This window comes from Streptomyces sp. URMC 126 (assembly GCF_051386555.1).
Lineage (GTDB): Bacteria > Actinomycetota > Actinomycetes > Streptomycetales > Streptomycetaceae > Streptomyces.
Genome location: NZ_JBPQTX010000208.1, coordinates 1 through 12987 on the forward strand (window position 1 = coordinate 1; position 12987 = coordinate 12987).

The 12987-nt window shown below is 75.2% G+C and carries 10 protein-coding genes; 5 read left to right on the top strand and 5 right to left on the bottom strand.

What is annotated here, in order from left to right; genetic code table 11:
* The 4 genes from hemC to hemE form a co-directional block, all read right to left on the bottom strand.
* On the bottom strand, nucleotides 1–931 hold a 931-nt coding region (hemC, locus tag ACSNOK_RS22765), incomplete at its 3' end, for a hydroxymethylbilane synthase (RefSeq protein WP_436782612.1).
* Nucleotides 932–1005: 74 nt separating this feature from the next.
* A complete protein-coding gene (locus tag ACSNOK_RS22770; RefSeq protein ID WP_436782603.1) occupies nucleotides 1006–3453 on the bottom strand; it encodes a hypothetical protein in 2448 nt (815 codons plus the stop codon).
* A complete protein-coding gene (gene hemF / locus ACSNOK_RS22775; RefSeq protein ID WP_436782604.1) occupies nucleotides 3450–4409 on the bottom strand; it encodes an oxygen-dependent coproporphyrinogen oxidase in 960 nt (319 codons plus the stop codon). The genes ACSNOK_RS22770 and hemF overlap by 4 nt, the downstream gene beginning before the upstream one ends.
* The gene (gene hemE, locus ACSNOK_RS22780; RefSeq protein ID WP_436782605.1) at nucleotides 4406–5524 is read right to left on the bottom strand and encodes a uroporphyrinogen decarboxylase; all 1119 of its coding nucleotides are present in this window, start codon (nucleotides 5522–5524) and stop codon (nucleotides 4406–4408) included. Before hemE ends, hemF begins: the two co-directional genes overlap by 4 nt.
* A gap of 86 nt (nucleotides 5525–5610) precedes the next feature.
* Between hemE and hemH the strand changes: the two genes are divergently transcribed.
* Genes hemH through ACSNOK_RS22795 form a run of 3 tightly spaced genes read left to right on the top strand, consistent with a single transcriptional unit; the run spans nucleotide 5611 to nucleotide 8821 of the window.
* Nucleotides 5611–6720, top strand: a complete 1110-nt coding sequence (gene hemH, locus ACSNOK_RS22785; protein WP_436782606.1) for a ferrochelatase — start codon at nucleotides 5611–5613, stop codon at nucleotides 6718–6720.
* Nucleotides 6717–8216 carry a protoporphyrinogen oxidase gene (gene hemG, locus ACSNOK_RS22790; RefSeq protein ID WP_436782607.1) on the top strand — a complete coding sequence of 500 codons (1500 nt, stop codon included), beginning with the start codon at nucleotides 6717–6719 and terminating at the stop codon, nucleotides 8214–8216. The genes hemH and hemG overlap by 4 nt, the downstream gene beginning before the upstream one ends.
* Nucleotides 8213–8821 (top strand): hypothetical protein, encoded by a 609-nt coding sequence (locus ACSNOK_RS22795; RefSeq protein ID WP_436782608.1) that lies wholly within the window; start codon nucleotides 8213–8215, stop codon nucleotides 8819–8821. The genes hemG and ACSNOK_RS22795 overlap by 4 nt, the downstream gene beginning before the upstream one ends.
* Here the strand turns inward: ACSNOK_RS22795 and ACSNOK_RS22800 are convergent.
* The gene (locus ACSNOK_RS22800; protein ID WP_436782609.1) at nucleotides 8734–9456 is read right to left on the bottom strand and encodes a TetR/AcrR family transcriptional regulator; all 723 of its coding nucleotides are present in this window, start codon (nucleotides 9454–9456) and stop codon (nucleotides 8734–8736) included. The two genes, ACSNOK_RS22795 and ACSNOK_RS22800, sit on opposite strands and share 88 nt — an antisense overlap.
* Before the next feature lie 110 nt (nucleotides 9457–9566).
* Here ACSNOK_RS22800 and ACSNOK_RS22805 point away from each other — a divergent pair, with 110 nt between their 5' ends.
* Nucleotides 9567–11780 carry an MMPL family transporter gene (locus ACSNOK_RS22805; RefSeq protein WP_436782610.1) on the top strand — a complete coding sequence of 738 codons (2214 nt, stop codon included), beginning with the start codon at nucleotides 9567–9569 and terminating at the stop codon, nucleotides 11778–11780.
* Between the two features lie 20 nt (nucleotides 11781–11800).
* A partial coding sequence (locus ACSNOK_RS22810) for an MFS transporter (protein WP_436782611.1) occupies nucleotides 11801–12987 on the top strand: 1187 nt, incomplete at its 3' end.

Below are 12987 nucleotides of genomic sequence, written 5' to 3' on the forward strand. Positions count from 1 at the left end.
CCCCGTCCCCGCCCCCGTCGGCGACGGCGCTTTCGGTGACAGGTCCGGCCTGCTCGTGGTCCTTGCGGAGGGCCCGTGCGAGTTCGCGGCCCGCGGAGGCGGCGGCAGGCGGGGTGAGGGGGGCCTCGGTCCGGCGGAAGGTGCGGCGGTGGCCGTCCGGTGTGGTGATGACGGCCCACAGGTCGAGGACCGAGGGGCCCGAGGGGTGGGCGTGGGCGCCGATCGGGGCGCTGCAACCGGCCTCCAGTTCGGCCAGGACGGCGCGTTCGGCGTCGACCGCCGCCCGCGTCGCCGGGTCGTCCAGTGCGGCGAGCAGCAGGGCGAGCGCCGTGTCGTCGGCGCGGCACTCGACGGCGAGGGCCCCTTGCGCGGGGGCGGGCACCAGCCGGTCCGGGGCGAAGAGTTCGGCCGCCTCGCCGAGCCTGCCGAGCCGGGCGAGGCCCGCCGCGGCGAGCACCACCGCGTCCAGCCGGCCGTCGCGCACCCGGCCGATCCGGGTGTCGACGTTGCCGCGCAGCGGTACGACCACGAGTCCGGGGCGCAGCGCGGCGAGTTGTCCGGCCCGGCGCGGCGAGCCGGTGCCGACCCGGGCGCCGTCGGGCAGCCGGCCCAGGGGGCGGCCGTCGGCGGTGACCAGGGCGTCGCGCGGGTCCTCGCGGACGGGGACGGCGGCGACCACGACGTCTTCCGGTCCGGCGGTGGGCAGGTCCTTGTAGGAGTGGACGGCGAAGTCGATCTCCCCGGCGCGCAGGGCGGCCCGTACCGCCTGTACGAAGACGCCGGTACCGCCCATGGTGGTGAGGGGCGCGCCGTTGGTGTCGCCCTCGGTGGTGATGCCGACGGTCTCCACCCGCACGCCGGTGGCGTGTTCGAGGTCGCGGGCGAAGGCAGACGACTGGGCCAGGGCGAGCGCGCTGCGCCGGGTGCCCATGCGGAGCGTGGTGCGTCCGACGGCGGCGCCGCGGCCCGCCGCCGCGTGGTGGTACGTGGCCGGGGTCCCCGGTGTCATGGCGTCTCCCTTCCGGCCGGGCCGGTCGCGGGGCCCGGTGGCGCGGGCTGGTCCGCCCCGCCGAACAGGTCGTGAACGACGGCCACGTAGGCGTGGCCGTCGGGTTGCGCGGCCATTTCCCGGACGCGGACGGTCGGCCGGTGGACGATCTTCTCGGCGATGCGGCGCGCGGTCCGCGCCACCTCGCCGCGTACGTGGTCGGCGAGGGCCGGGGTGCGGACGAGCAGCCGGTCGACCTCGGCCTCCGCGATGGACAGGACGTTGTTGCGCATGGCGACGATCAGCGGGGCCACGGTGGCCTGGTGACGCCCGGCCAGGAACGCCGTGGTCTCCTCGGCGACGATGCGCCGCGCCTCGTCCACCGGTACCCGCGCCGAGGCCTCCTTCAGCCGCGCCTCCAGGCCGGCGAGGTCGACGAGCCGGACGCCGGGCTGCCGGGCGACGGCCGGGTCGACGTTGCGGGGCAGCGAGAGGTCGACGAGGACGAGCGGGTGCCGGGGCCCGTCGGCGCGGGCGGCGGCGACGAGTCCGGCGGTGATCACCGGCCGGCCGGCGCCGGTCGCGGCGACGACGAGCGCGGCGCGGCCGAGCAGTTCCGGGAGTTCGTCCAGCCCGGCGGCCCGGGCCCCGTACCGCGCGGCGAGCCGCTCGGCGGCTTCCCGGCCGCGGTTGACGACGACGAGCTCGCCGCCGACGGGACCCATCTCGGGGGCGCCGACGGCCTCCGTCTCCACGGCTGCTCCGTCGGCACGCGCGCTTCCCGACGCACCCGTTCCGACAGCCCCGCCACCTCCAGCGGCCTGGACCGTACCAGCGCTCCCGGCCGCCCTCATGTCCGCAGCGGTCCCGGCCACCCTCGCATTCGCGGCGGTCCCGGCGCCTTCGCCTTCCCCGGGGGCCACGACGGCTTCCGTCGTCATGGCTCCTCCGTCGGGGCACGCGCGCCCCGGCGCACCCGTCCCGGTAGCCCCGGCGACCTCAACGATCTCAGCCTTCTCAGCGGCCCGGACCGTCCCGACGGTCCCGGTCACCCTCAAGTTCGCGGCGGCCTCCGCACCTTCGTCTTCCCCGGGAGCGACGGGCTCCGTCGTCACGGCCGCTCCGGCAGCGCGCGCGCCTCCCGGCGCACCCGTCCCGGCAGCCCCGGCACTCCCGGCGGCCTCAGCCGCCCGGACCGTCCCGACGGACTCGGCCGCCCTCAAGTTCGCGACGGTGCCCGCGCCCTCGCCTTCCCCGGGAGCGACGGGCTCCGTCGTCACGGCCGCTCCGGCAGCGCGCGCGCCTCCCGGCGCACCCGTCCCGGCAGCCCCGGCACTCCCGGCGGCCTCAGCCGCCCGGACCGTCCCGACGGTCTCGGCCGCCCTCAAGTTCGCGGCGGTGCCCGCGTCTTCGCCTTCCCCGGGGGTGACGGCATCCGCCGCCACGGCTGCTCCGTCACGGCACGCGCCTCCCGACGCATCCGCCCCCACACCCCCCACGTTCTCAACAGCCTCAGTGATCTCACTGGACCGGACCGTCCCAGCCGCCCTGGCTGCCCTCATGCCACCGGCAGTCCCGGCAGCCCCCGAACTCGCGGTGGTCCCCGCGCCTTCGCCTCCCCCGGCAGGCGGCGCGTACCCGGCGCTCTCCGGGACGGCCTCCGCCGCCCGGGCGTGTCCGGCGGCTTCCCCCGGTTCCGGCCCCGGGCCGGTGCCGGCCGCTGCGGGGGCTCCGCCCGGCGCCTCGCCCCGGGGGACGTCGCGGGCCGGCCCACCGGCCCCCGCCGCCACGCCGTCGCACTCCGCCGGCGCGCTCGCGTCCGGGTCCGCGTCCGGCCCCGGCCTCCCGTACCCGCCGCGCCGCAGCGCGGCCACCGTCAGGGAGCCGAGGGCTCCCGCGCCGACGACCACGGTCGGGCGGTCGGAGCGGGGGCCGAGGAGGTCCGTCGCCGCGTCGAGGGCGACGCCGACGAGGTCGGCGGCGGCGCGGCCGACTCCGGTGGTGTGCTCGACGCGCTTGCCCGTCCGCAGGGCGTGCTGGAAGAGGTCGTGGAGCACCGGCCCGGCGGTGCCGTGGTCGGTGGCGAGGCGGTAGGCGGCGCGGACCTGGCCGCGGATCTGGGACTCGCCGAGCGCCATCGAGTCGAGGCCGCTGACGACGCGGAAGAGGTGGGCGACGGCGTCCGGCCCCCGGTGGGTGTACAGCAGGGTGCGGACGTCGTCGGCGGGGGCGCCGGTGACCTCGCCGAGGGCGTGGGCGGTCTCGTCGAGGGCGCGGTCGGGCCGGTCGGTCTCCAGGTAGATCTCGACGCGGTTGCAGGTGGCCAGGACGACGGCCTCGGCCGCGGCCGGGGAACGGGCCAGCAGGCCCAGCAGCTCCGCGGCCTGGGAGGCCGTCAGGGCGAAACGTTCCAGCACCGGGTGCGCGGCGGTGTGGTGGCTCAGGCCGGTGACGACGGCAGTCATCGCGCCGCCCCGACCGTGCCGGCGGCCAGCCAGTCGCGGGGCCGCAGGAACTCGGCGAGCCGCTCTTCCTCGCTGCCGGGTTCCGGGGTGAGGTCGAAGGCCCAGGAGGCGGTCGGAGGCAGCGACATCAGGATGGCCTCGGCGTTGCCGCGGCTCTCCAGCCCGAACCGGGTGCCGCGGTCGTGGATGAGGTTGAACTCCACGTACCGCCCCCGGCGCAGCAGTTGCCAGCGCCGCTGGCGTTCGCCGTACGGGGTGCGCATGCGCCGCCGGACGACCGGTAAGTAGGCGGGTGTCAGGGTGTCCAGCCCTCGGGCGACGAACCGGAACGCGCGGTCCCAGCCGTCCGGCCCGCCGGGCCGGAGGTGGTCGAAGAAGATGCCGCCCACGCCCCGGGTCTCCTGCCGGTGGGGCAGGTAGAAGTAGGCGTCGCAGTTCCGTTTGGCCTGGGCGTAGAAGTCCGGGTCGAAGCCGTCGCAGCAGTCCTTGAGGGTCCGGTGGAGGTGCCGGGCGTCCTCCTCGAAGCCGTACGCGGGCGTCATGTCGGCCCCGCCACCGAACCACCAGACGTCGCCTCCGGCGTCCCCGCCTGCCGAACCCACCTCGAAATAGCGGAAGTTGGCGTGGAAGGCGGGGACCCAGGGGTTGCGCGGGTGAAGCACGGTGGACAGGCCCGTGGCGAAGAAGCCGGCGCCGGGGTCGATGTCGTGCCGGCCGGTGACGGCGTCGGGGACGCGGTCGCCGTGGACGGCCGACACATTGACGCCGGCCCGTTCGAACACGGCGCCGCCCTCCAGGACGCGGGCCCAGCCGCCCCCGCCGCCGGGCCGCTCCCAGTCGTGGGCGGTGAACCGGGAGCGGCCGTCGCACTCGCCGTCGCACTCCTCCAGGGCCCGGATCAGCGCGGCCTGCGCGTCGAGCATCAGCGCCAGCGCCTGGTCCCGTCGTGTCGTCATGCGGGCACCCCTTTCGCGTCCTCTGTCCCGCCCTCTGCGGCGCATGCGGCCCCGGCCTCGCCGGCTTCCGCGTGCCGGTCGAACGCGTGCACGGTCTCGACGAGGCGCTGGACATGCCCGGGGGGCGTGTCCGGGCGAATGCCGTGGCCGAGGTTGAAGATGTGCGGGCCGCCCAGCCCCTCCCGCAGCACGGCCCGCGCCCGGTCCGCCAGGGCCTCGGGGCGGTGGACGAGGACGGCCGGATCGAGGTTGCCCTGGAGGGCGCGGCCGGGCAGCGCCCTGCGGGCCGTGGACAGCGGGGTCCGCCAGTCGACGCCGACGGCCTCGGCGGGCAGGCCGGCGATGTGGTCGAGCAGGTGGTGGGCGCCGACCGCGAAGTGGATCCGCGGGACCGCGAGGCCGTCCAGCGCGGCCAGCACGCGGCGGGTGTACGGCAGCCCGAACTCGGCGTAGACGGCGGGCGCGTGGGAGCCGGCCCAGCTGTCGAAGAGCTGGACGGCCTGTACCCCGGCGGCGATCTGCGCCCGCAGATAGTCGATGGTGACATCGGTGAGCCGGTCCAACAGCAGCCGGGCCGCCTCGGGTTGGGCGTGCAGCCAGACCCGGAAGCCGGCGTGGCCGTCGGCGGCACCGCCCGCGTCCACCAGGTAGGTGGCCAGGGTCAGCGGCGCCCCGGCGAAGCCGATCAGCGGCACCGGGCAGCGCTCGCGGACGGCGCGGACGGCGTCGGCGACGAAGGGTGCCGTTCCCCCGGGCCCCGGCACCCGCAGCCGCCGTACGTCGGCGAGGGTGCGCACCGGCCGGGTGATCACCGGGCCGGGGGCGAATTCGATCTCCACACCCATGTCGGCGAGCGGCGTCATGATGTCGCTGAAAAGGATCGCCGCGTCCAGCGGAAACCGCCGTACGGGCAGCATGGTGATCTCGGCCGCGACCTCGGGATTACGGCACATCTCCCAGAAGCCGTAGCGCTCTTTGAGTGCGATGTATTCGGGCAGGTATCGGCCTGCCTGACGCATGATCCATATAGGCGCCCGCCGGGTGTCCTTACCCGATGCGGCGTCGAGGAAAATACTCATCCCGGAAGCTCCGCCCCCGTTATTCAGAGTTCCCATTGCATTCCTCGGCCAGTCTGTGAGGGCCCTTGTTTGAGTGTCAAGGGCGGGTCTAGGATCGCCACTTGATTGGGGGTGGACGATATATGGAACATAAGAATCCGAGCCCTACCGGGATCGTCCTGATGAACCTGGGAGGGCCTCGCACACTGAGCGAGGTCGGCCCATTTCTGCACTCCCTGTTCAGCGACCGGGAGATCATTCAGCTCCCCGCGCAGTCCACTCTGGGCCCGCTGATCGCCCGCTTGCGCACCCCTCGGCTGGAGAAGGTCTACGCCGGCATCGGCGGCGGCTCGCCGCTGTACGACTGGACGGTCCGGCAGGGCGAGGGGCTGGTCAAGCGGCTCGACGCGCTCAGCCCGCAGACCGCTCCGCACCGCTTCTACCTGGCCTTCCGCTACACCGAGCCGAGCAGCGCGCAGGCGCTGCGCCGGATGGCGGCGGACGGGGTGCGGCGCGTGGTGGCGTTCCCGCAGTACCCGCAGTACTCGTGCACGTCCACCGGTTCCAGCCTGCACGAGCTGTGGGCGTCCGCCCGGCGGCTGCGGCTGGACACCGCCTTCCGGTGGAGCGTCGTCGACCGCTGGTCGACACATCCGGCGTATGTGCAGGCCATGGCGGCGAAGGTACGGGAAGGGCTGGCGGAATTCCCGGAATCCGAGCGGGACGACGTCGTGGTGCTGTTCAGCGCGCACTCGCTTCCGCAACGCGTGATCAACAAAGGGGACCCTTATCTTCAGGAAGTGGCGGGAACCGTTCGCGACGTGATGCGGGAGCTCGGAGACCGTCACGAGCACATCCTCAGTTTCCAGGCCGACGTGGGCCCGGTGACTTGGCAGGGCCCCGCCACGGAATCCGTCATTCAAGCCCTCGGAAAACAGGGCCGCCGCAATATCCTGATAGTGGGAATCGTTTTCACTTCCGACCACCTGGATACGCTGTCGGAAATTGACGTCGAGTTCGCCGAGGTCGCCAGGAAGTCGGGCGTCACCGGGTTCCGGCGGGCTCCCGCGCCCAATGACGATCCGCTCTTCCTGGACGCCATGGCCCAGGTGGTCGCCGACCATCTCGGCTCCGGATCCCCGTGCGGGCCGCAGTTCGCGCTGCGCTGTGCGGGCTGCGCCGACCCGGCGTGCCGGGAGATCCTCAACCCGGTCCGGCCGGACCGCCCGACGGCACCGGACGTGACACCGTGACCGGCGGACGGCCGCGCGTCGCCGTCGTCGGCGGCGGTGTCACCGGGCTGACCGCCGCCTTCGAACTGCTCTCCGCGCGGCCGGACGCGGAGGTGACGGTTCTGGAGGCGGAGCCCGTCGCCGGCGGGAAGATCGCCTGCCACCGCGCGGACGGCTACACCGTCGACCTGGGCCCCAACGGGTTCGTGGACAACGGCACGGACGCCCGTTCCCTGGCCGAGACGCTGGGCCTGGGCCCCCGGCTGCGGCCGGCCGCGGAAGCCGCCAAGGACCGGTTCCTGCTGCGCGGCGGCCGGCTGGTGCCGTTGCCGCTCGGCGCCGCCTCCTTCGTCGTCAGCCCCTTGCTGGGCCCGGCGGCCAAGGCCCGCTTCCTGGCCGAGCCGCTGGCCCGCCGGGCGCGCGGCGAGGAGACCGTCCACGCCTTCCTCACCCGGCGGTTCGGTCCCCGGGCCGCCGCCCTGCTGGCGGTTCCGCTGGTGCGCGGCGTCACCGCCGGCGACCCGCGGGCCATCAGCCTGGACGCGGCCTTCCCGCGGATCCGGACGGTCGAACGCGACCGCGGCAGCCTGCTGCTGGCCGCCCTGCGGGGCCGGGTGCTCCGCGCCGTGGGCCGGGCCGGGCCGCCGCCGCGGCTGACCGCGTTCGCCGACGGCGGCATGCGGGTGCTGGTGGACGCCCTGGCGCTGCGGCTCGGCGACCGGCTGCGGACCGGGCGGCGCGTGACCGCGCTGCGCCCCGCCCCCGGGCGGGACGGCGGCTGGCTGATCGCGACGCCCGGCCGGGAGCCGGTCCACGCCGACCACGTCGTCCTCGCCGTGCCGGCCCCCGCCGCCGCGCGGCTGCTGGGGCCCCATCTGCTGCGCGCGGCCGAGCTGTTGAACGGGATACGGCACGCGCCGCTGCGGGTGATGTCCGTCGGGTACCGGCGGCGCGATCTCGCGGTGCTGCCGCGCGGTTTCGGGTACCTGACGCTGCCGCCGGAGCCCACCCGGCTCCTCGGCATGGTGCACGCGTCCGTCGTCTTCCCCGACACCGCGCCCCCGGACGGTGTCCTGCTGCGCGCCTTCGCGGGCGGCGCCGAGGACCCCGCGTTCACGGAACTGGACACCGACGAGGCGTTCACCGAGGTGCACCGCGCCGTCACCGCCCTGTTCGGCCCGGCGGCGGGCCCGGAGTTCCGGCACGACCACGTCTGGTCGGAGGGTCTCCCGCAGTACGGGACGGGCCACCGTGAGCGCGTGCGGGCGGTCCTCGACGCCGCCGCCGGCCTGCCCGGCCTGCACCTCGCGGGCAGTGCGTACCACGGCGTCGCGGTCAACGAGTGCGTACGTGACGCCCGGCGCGTCGCCACCGAGGTGCTCGCCGCGCTGGGCCCGGCGGTGGCCTCCCCGAAGGCGTCGCTCCCGGAGTCCGGCGACCGGGCGGCGGACGAGCGGTCCGCGGACGAGGGACGGCCCGTCAGCCCGTCTGTCCGGCAGGAGGAGAGGCACCCGTGACCGACACGCCCCAGGCCCCCTCGTCACCGGCGCCGCCGGCCGCCGCGCACGGCGGCGGTGGCGGTGGCGGTGGCGGAACCGGCGGTGACGGCAAGCGTGAGCAGGCCCGCCGGATGCTCCGGGACCGGCTGCGCCGCTACCTCGAACTGGAGGCGGAGCACGGCCCGGAGCACGCGCGGGAAGCCCTGCTCGACGGCCATCCCGAGCGGCAGGCGGCCCTGATGGGGCCGGTCCTCGCCGGGTGTTCGCTCGCCGAGGGGTTCGGCAGGCTCGTCCCGCGGTTCGCCGCCTTGGGCCTGCTGTCGGAAGCCGTGGACGCCTCGACGGGCGACGAGGACGCGGTCATGGAGGTGTATCTGACGTGCATCTGCCTCCGCGCGGCCCGGGACCTCGGCCTGTCCGAGGCGCGGCCCGTCCTCTGCGAACTCGACTTCGAGGCGACCCGGCGGGCCTTCCCCGGGATGACCGCCGAGAGCCTGCGCCGGCAGACGGACGGGCACCACGTCTGCGTCTTCCGCTACGCGCGCCCGCGCTCCGGGGAGACCGGCGGGGAGTCCGGAGAGGACGCGGCACCGGACGCCGGAGGGGGCTCCCGGCGCGGATGACGGCACAGCCCCGACTCGACGAGCAGCAGCAGGTCCTCGGCGACCGTCGAGACCGGCACGTCCCCCCTGATCACCTGGCCCCGGGCGGCCGCCAGCAGGTGCAGCAGGAGCTCGGCGTGCCGGTCGGGGCTCACCCGCTCGTCGAAGACGCCCTCGCGCCGGCCGCTCTCCAGTACCTCCGCGAACAGGGCGCGCAGCCGGTCGGTGTGCTCGGCCATCCGCTCCCGGATGGTGGGGCTGATGCCCAGCGCCTGCAACTGCAGGGCCCCGGCCCGCCGTTCGGGCTGGGCGTAGTACTCCAGGTTCGCCGTCAGGCACGTCTCCAGCCGGGCGTGGGCCCCCTCCACGCCGTCCAGGCGCTCGCGCAGCCGGCCGTGGAACCGGTCGACCTCGTCGCTCACCACCGAGAGGAGAACGTGCTCGACGTCCTTGAAATAGTTGTAGGCGGTGGCCCGGGAGACCCCGGCCCGTTCCGCGATCTTCGACATGGTCGTACCGGCCAGGCCCTTCTCTGCCGCGATCTCCACGGCGGCCTCTCCGATAGCGGCGCGCAGCCGTTCCTTGTGCTCGGCCACCATCCGGTTCCATCCGGAACCGGAACGGTCGGCCGCCGCTCCGCGTCGATCGGCGTCCATCACACTCCTTGGACAAGGTGTCTAAGCCTTGGCGCTTGGTCTACTATCTGGCGGGACTGCTGAGGCCCCAGAGTCGAGGCCTCAGATTAGACCCCGAATGCGGTGATGCAGTGCGTAGCGAAGCTAGGGCCGGGCGTCAGAGGAGCAGCACCGACCGGAATACCGCGCCCCCCGCACCACCCTCCTCCGGCGCCCGTCCGCGCCTGCTCCTCTGGCTGGTCGTGGCCGCCTGGCTGCTGCTGGCCGGGATGCTCAGTCCGTTCCAGGGCAAGTTGCAGAACGTCACGAGCAACAGCGCCGCCGCCTTCCTCCCCGACTCGGCGCCCTCCGCCGAGGTCTCACGGTTCCTCAAGGACCGTTTCCCCGACGGCGACACCCGCCCCGCCCTGGTCGTCCAGCACCGACCCGGCGGGCTGACCGCCGCCGACCGCGAGGCGGTGCGCGCCGACGCCGCGCGGCTGGCCGCCGTCCCCGGGACGCAGCGGCCCGTCGCCCCCTTCACCCCGGACGGCCGCCCGGTGCGCGGCCTGGTCTCGGCGGACGGCTCGGTGGCCGTGACCGTCGTCCCCGTCACCTCGACCGGCGGCAAGAAGGTCCGCGAGACCGTCGACGCGCTGCGCGACGCCCTCCACCCGCCGTCCGGCCTGACGACGGACGTCACGGGTCCGGCGGGCATCAGCGCGGACGCCATCGCCATCTTCAGCGACGTCGACTTCCGTCTGCTGGCGGCGACGGCCGTCCTGGTCCTCGTCCTGCTGCTGATCGTCTACCGCTCGCCGCTGCTGGCCGTCGTCCCGCTCGTCGTGGTGAGCTTCGCCTACGTGCTCGCCGCCGGCATCGTCTACGCGCTGGCCGCGCACGCCGGACTGCTCATCAACAGCCAGGCCACGTCGCTGATGCTGATCCTGATGTTCGGCGCCGGCACCGACTACTGCCTGCTGATGACGGCCCGTTACCAGGAGGAGCTCCTCGCCGACCCGTCCGCCCCCTGGCCCGCCCTGCGCCGGGCGGTGCGGCGGGTGTGGCCGACGGTCTTCTTCAGCGGGCTGACGGTCATGGCCTCGCTGTCCGCCCTGTTCGCCGCCGACCTGGGCTCCACCCGGGTGCTCGGCCCGGTCGGCATCATCGGCACCGCGAGCGTGCTGCTCTCCACGTTCACCCTGATGCCCGCGCTGCTGGCGCTGATCGGACCCCGCGCCCTGCTGCGCCGCGCCAAGGCCGCCGGCGAACGGCGGGAGACGTCGGGCGCGGTGGGCCGCGCCTGGGAGCGGACGGTACGGGCGGTGTTCCGCCGGCCGTGGTGGGCGACGGCCGCGACGCTGCTGTTCTTCGCCGCGGGCGCGACCGGACTCACCCGGTCCGTGGACGACATGAGCCTGCTGCACGCCTTCCGCGAGCCGACCTCGTCCGCGGCGGGCTACCGGACCCTCTCCGACGCCTTCCCCGCCGGCACCGCGGCGCCGCTCACGGTCGTCGTGGAACGCGCCGACGGCCCGCTGGCCGCCGCCGACCTGGACGGGGCCGCCGCCCGGGTCCGCTCGGTCCCCGACGTCGCCTCGGTCGCGCCCCAGCCGGTGCGGTCGGAGGACGGCCGGGCGGGCCGCCTCCAGGTCGTCCTCGACACCGACCCGTACGACGCGAAGGGGCTCGACCGGGTCGCGGACGTCCGGCACGCGCTGTCCTCCGGACTCCCGTCCGGCGTACGGGCGGTGGTGGGCGGCGACCCGGCCGTCCAGCTCGACACCAAGCACGCCGCCGACCACGATCTGCGGATCCTGGTACCGCTGGTCCTGGCCATCATCCTGCTGGTGCTGGTGGCGCTGTTGCGGGCGGTGGTGGCACCGCTGTATCTGATCGCCACCGTCGTCGTGTCCTTCTTCGGCGCGCTCGGGATCTCGATGTACGTCTTCCGGGACCTGCTCGGCCAGCACGGCGTCAACCCCGTGATGCCGACGTTCGCGTTCCTCTTCCTGGTGGCGCTGGGCGTCGACTACAACATCTTCCTCATGGCACGGGTCCGTGAGGACGCCCGTACCCACGACACGCGCACCGCCGTGCGCACCGCCCTGCTCAGCACCGGCTCGGTCATCACGAGCGCGGGCCTGGTGCTGGCGGGCACCTTCTCGATCCTGATGATCCTGCCGCTGGTCATGCTCTTCCAGCTCGGTTTCACGGTGGCGCTGGGCGTGCTGCTCGACACCGTCCTGGTGCGGGTGGTCCTGGTGCCGGCGGTCACCTACCTGCTGGGCGAGAGGGCGTGGTGGCCCGCGCGGCGGACCGGACCGGCCGCCGCGGCGCCGGCGGGACCGGATCCGGCCGACTGACAAGGGAGTTGATCCCGGCCATGACCGACACCGCGGACACCGCCGGAGCCGGGGTACGGCACCCCGCCGTACCCCGCTCCGCCTGGACACGGCTCGCCGTCTACACCGCGATCGCCGCGCTGCTGCAGGCGGACGGGACCATCGTCGCCGTCGCGCTGCCGTCGGTCGGCTCGGCCTTCGACGTCTCGGCGGGCACCGCCTCCTGGCTGATGACCACCTACTTCGCGGTGTACGCCGTGGGGCTGGTGCCGGGCGGGCGGCTGGTGGACCGGTTCGGGCCGGGCGCGGTGGCCCTGGCCGGGCTGGCGGTGTTCTGCGCGGGCACCCTGACGGGCGCGCTCGCCGGCTCGTTCGGGGTGCTCGTCTTCTCCCGGGTGCTCCAGGGCGCGGGCGCGGGCCTCGCCAGCCCGGCGGCGCTGGCCGGGGCGGTGTCCGGCTTCCCGGCCGAACGGCGGGGCACGGCCCTTGGCGTCTGGGGCGCGGCCTCCGGCCTGTCCAACCTGGTGGGCCCGCTGCTGGGCGGGGTGCTCACCGAGGTGTGGGGGTGGCGCGCCAACTGGTGGGCCCTGCTGCCCCTGGGCGCCGTCCCGGCGGTGTGCGTACTGCGGTGGCTCCGCGCCCCGGCGGGCGTCCGGCGGCCGGCTCCGGTGCCGCCCGGGCGGACGCCGATGGGCACGGTACGCGGCGCCTCCGCCGCTGCCGCCCTCACCTTCGCGGTGATGATCGGCTCGTTCTACCTCGTCGAGCAGTACCTCCAGCACGCGGCGGGCTACGGCGTGCTGCGGGCGGCGCTCGCGCCGATGGTGGTGGCCGTGTGCATCGGCGCGGCCGGTCCGGTGGCCGGCCGGCTCACCGACCGGTTCGGCGAACGGGTGCCGGCGGCGGCCGGGTTCGCGGCCTGCGGGGCGGCCTGCGCCGCGTACGCCGTCCCCGGGAGCACGCCGCACGGCCTCTGGCTGCTGCCCGGCGGCGTCCTCCTCGGCACGGGCCTCGGCCTGCTGTTCCCCGCGACGTCCCGCGCGGCCCTCAACTCCGTTCCCCGCGGCCTCCACGGCCGCGCCTCCTCCCACCTCTCCGTCGGCCGCCTGACCGGCGCGGCCTGCGGAACGGCCCTGGCGGGCCTGGCCTTCCGCGACGGCGTCACCCTGGGCCACCTCCGCGTTGCCCTCGCCGGGGGCGCGGTGCTGGCGGTGGTGGGGGTGGCGGT

What these genes read in the sequence shown, in the direction of transcription:
- ACSNOK_RS22770 (WP_436782603.1), bottom strand. Translation starts at nt 3,453, where the DNA reads ATGACTGCCGTCGTCACCGGCCTGAGCCACCACACCGCCGCGCACCCG.
- hemF (WP_436782604.1), bottom strand. Translation starts at nt 4,409, where the DNA reads ATGACGACACGACGGGACCAGGCGCTGGCGCTGATGCTCGACGCGCAG.
- hemE (WP_436782605.1), bottom strand. Translation starts at nt 5,524, where the DNA reads ATGGGAACTCTGAATAACGGGGGCGGAGCTTCCGGGATGAGTATTTTC.
- hemH (WP_436782606.1), top strand. Translation starts at nt 5,611, where the DNA reads ATGGAACATAAGAATCCGAGCCCTACCGGGATCGTCCTGATGAACCTG.
- ACSNOK_RS22800 (WP_436782609.1), bottom strand. Translation starts at nt 9,456, where the DNA reads ATGGACGCCGATCGACGCGGAGCGGCGGCCGACCGTTCCGGTTCCGGA.